The sequence below is a fragment of the Mesorhizobium sp. M2A.F.Ca.ET.039.01.1.1 genome (assembly GCF_003998035.1).
In the GTDB taxonomy this organism is placed as follows: domain Bacteria; phylum Pseudomonadota; class Alphaproteobacteria; order Rhizobiales; family Rhizobiaceae; genus Mesorhizobium.
In genome coordinates this window covers 1-3,004 of record NZ_RZRY01000723.1, presented here as the reverse complement: position 1 = coordinate 3,004, position 3,004 = coordinate 1, and the positions used below count along the sequence as shown (strand labels likewise).

2 protein-coding genes are annotated in these 3,004 nt (G+C 61.4%); both read right to left on the bottom strand.

The window, feature by feature from the left end; translation table 11 throughout:
- Positions 1-1,912: hypothetical protein (locus EOA24_RS32540; protein ID WP_127410506.1), on the bottom strand; the 1,912-nt coding region annotated here is incomplete at its 3' end.
- Between the two features lie 12 nt (positions 1,913-1,924).
- Positions 1,925-3,004: DNA cytosine methyltransferase (locus tag EOA24_RS32535; protein ID WP_133374724.1), on the bottom strand; the 1,080-nt coding region annotated here is incomplete at its 5' end.

Genomic DNA, 3,004 nt, shown 5'->3' with positions numbered 1-3,004 from the left:
TCTCAAGCTCCTTGACCGCCTTGAATAGATCATAGGTTAGCGCGATGGGTTTTCCCGAGCGACCGTCGCCGACCATCAGGAAGCAAATGGGTGACGCCGGTCGGCCACCATGCTGAGCGTCGAGCGGATGGACCGACCGCGACGGTACGACTAGGGTGGCTCGGCGAATGGTGGGTGGCAAGGGTTGGCCGAAGGTCGTCGTGAGCGAAATCTCGAAATCCTGATTCCTGTTGAGCAGATGTTCGACCTCTTGCGCCACGTCGAACAAGTCATCGCCGGCGACGTCCTCAAGCACGCGCTGGAAGTCGGACAGGACCGCGGCGTCGAGCACGGCGGCGGTTCGGGTCCCAAGCGCCCTGCGAACGAGCCTGCAGGCGAAATCCCGCACGAATCGCTGGACGTGTGTGGCAGATGCTGGCCGTTTGCGGCGTACGCTGCTCACGGAAAGCTCGGCATCGAGTTTCGCGAGCCGCTCAACGAGGTCCACCTCAAGCCGCGTCAGCACTTGGAGCTTTCGGACAAAATCGAGTCCCTCGAGGACCGATCGACTAAACCTCACGTCGACATCACGCAAGGCGAAGCTGGTGTTGCGGGTTGCCTGCACCTCCGTATCTGGATCGGCGAGCGCTGGGTCGAGCATCTCGGCGATGCCCTCAAGGGCCGGGCCGATCATGGCCGGCAAGTAGGGAGTTCGCCGCGACGATAGGAACCATTGCAGGCCCATCGCGGTGTTGTCGTCGTCGAGACCTAGCTCTTTGATCTCGCGCAGCAACGTTGGTCCGGCGTCTCGCTCCCAACGATGGAACAGGGCATGCTGGTATTGCGCCGCCACGAGCTGGAAGATTGCCGTCGATTGCTCCTTCGACGGCTTGCCGCCGCGGCGTGCAAGATCGTCGAGACCGGCAAGTTTCGCTGCCCATTCGCAAGGCTCGAGCCCAGACTCCCGTGGCGACGCCCGATGGCCGGCCAGCAGGTACGACGCTAGGGAGAAAAGGTCGCGGAAGCTCCACCGCTTTCCGCTCGCCACCTCGAACCAGCGCAAGATTTGTAGGAGCGAGGTCTCTTCGCGCTCGCGCGACAATCGTTCTCGGCTTCCGCAAAAGGGACACGAAATCCCCGCGATGCAGCTCCCCAGTGGCGGCCATCTCGTCTCGTCGAGCGCCTGACGCAGCAAACTCCTCGCTGGCGCCTCCCCGCCCCTGATCGGCGCAAGCAGTAACGATTCGGCATCCATTGGCCATACTGCGATTTCAGGGAAACCCTCAAGCGGCCAACACGATGGCGCGTCAGGCGCAAGGCTCACAGCGCGCGTAATTGCCTCAAGGAGGCGCCGCGGGCCTTTCTCGCGATCGATCGCCTCGATCAACGCATCGTCGAGTACGCCCCGGTTGACGCAACAAAGGTAGAGTTCGTTCGCGGGCGCTGATTGAGCTGCTTCCAGTTCCTCAAGCAGCAGCTGCGCGGCTTGCCCGCCGGGAGCATCGACCACGGCGGATGCGTCCTGGACGATCGAGAGCCTGAGCTCGCGAGAAGTTCCCATTGCGCCGGCATCTATGTGAACGAGCCGAGGCGCGAACGTGCCGTCTGGCGGAAAAAAGGATTTGCCCAGCTCACTGGCGAGCTTTTTATTCGCACCGAGCGCCGTATCGAGCCAACCAACCGTAGACTCAATCGCCTCGGTCTTGCCATTTCCTGGGCCACCCACAAGCAACACAATATGCGGTACGTCACCCTGGCTAGTAGCCGCGGCGCTGGCCCAAGCTTCCAACCTGTGAAGCAAGTTCGTTTCGAATATGTTTTCGCCTGGCCGGCCGCTACTGGCGTCGAATAGACGACGAACGCCACCCGAACGGTTTCCCGACCAATTCACTAACTGCCCAGGATACGGCGCGGCGACTGACACCTCGGACATGGTCTCCCCCTTTTAGCCCAGAGCTGCAATCGGCGTCTCGGGTGGAAATTGGTCAAAGACTGCCTGTGTCCCGGCTAACTCCTCGAGCAACCGCACAAGGGCCTTTCCTATTGCGCGAGCGAGATACGGGGGGACCGCGTTGCCGACTTGCGTGTAGCGCGGGCACTCCCTCGTGCGCAGTTCCCCACCCGTCGTATACTTGCCCTTGAAAAGGAACCAGTCAGGGAAGGACTGCAACCTGGCGGATTCTCGAACCGTCAGGACGCGCGGTTCTGCATAGTGCAGGATGTCGTCTGGCAGCGTCGTTATCGTTGGCGCGGGTTCTTTTCTATCCAAGGGATAGATGCGGTGCTTCTTGATGCCAAAGGTTCGACGACTTTCGTCGTTCATGCGTACCCCCCTGCGACATTCCAGCAGGATGCGCGCGAAACGGTCGCGCACATCGTCTCTATGTCGCGCGAGGCGCATACTATCCATGGCGCCGATATGGCCCGCATGCATGAGGCGCTGGTAGTCAGATTGCGGGCCGGTATAGTCTGCCTCTACGAATCCAGGCGCGGATTCCGGATCAACACATCGGATCTGCGGCCTGTTGGATGTCTCGAGGTCCGAGAGAGCGGCCGCGGCACTCACTGCGACCGGAAGCCCGAGTTCCTTCAATTGTTCGGCCCTTGCTTCTTCGATGAGTTCGAATACGCGGCGGATTCCGCCGTCGAGCCATTTGCATACGTTCTTGCGCACACCGATCGCGATCAGGCGCGAACGCTTTTGAGGCACGCCGAAGCGAGAAGCATCGACGAGCATCGCGTCGACCACATAGCCAATGGCGGAAAGGCTATCAACCAACTTCTCATAGAATGACCTCTTGTCGGTCGCCGATTCGCCTGTCGTGTGGAGCTCCACCACGTTGCGACGTGCGTGCGCCACCCGCATGCCAGGCACGTTCTCTATGATTAGCGCCTGGGGCTGCAAGGCTTCGACCACTTCGACGTACTTTTCGAAGAGGCGGTTGCGCGGGTCGTTCTCGACGCGGCGGCCTGCAAAGCTGAACCCCTGGCATGGAGGGCCGCCGGCGAGGACGTCGATCTGCCC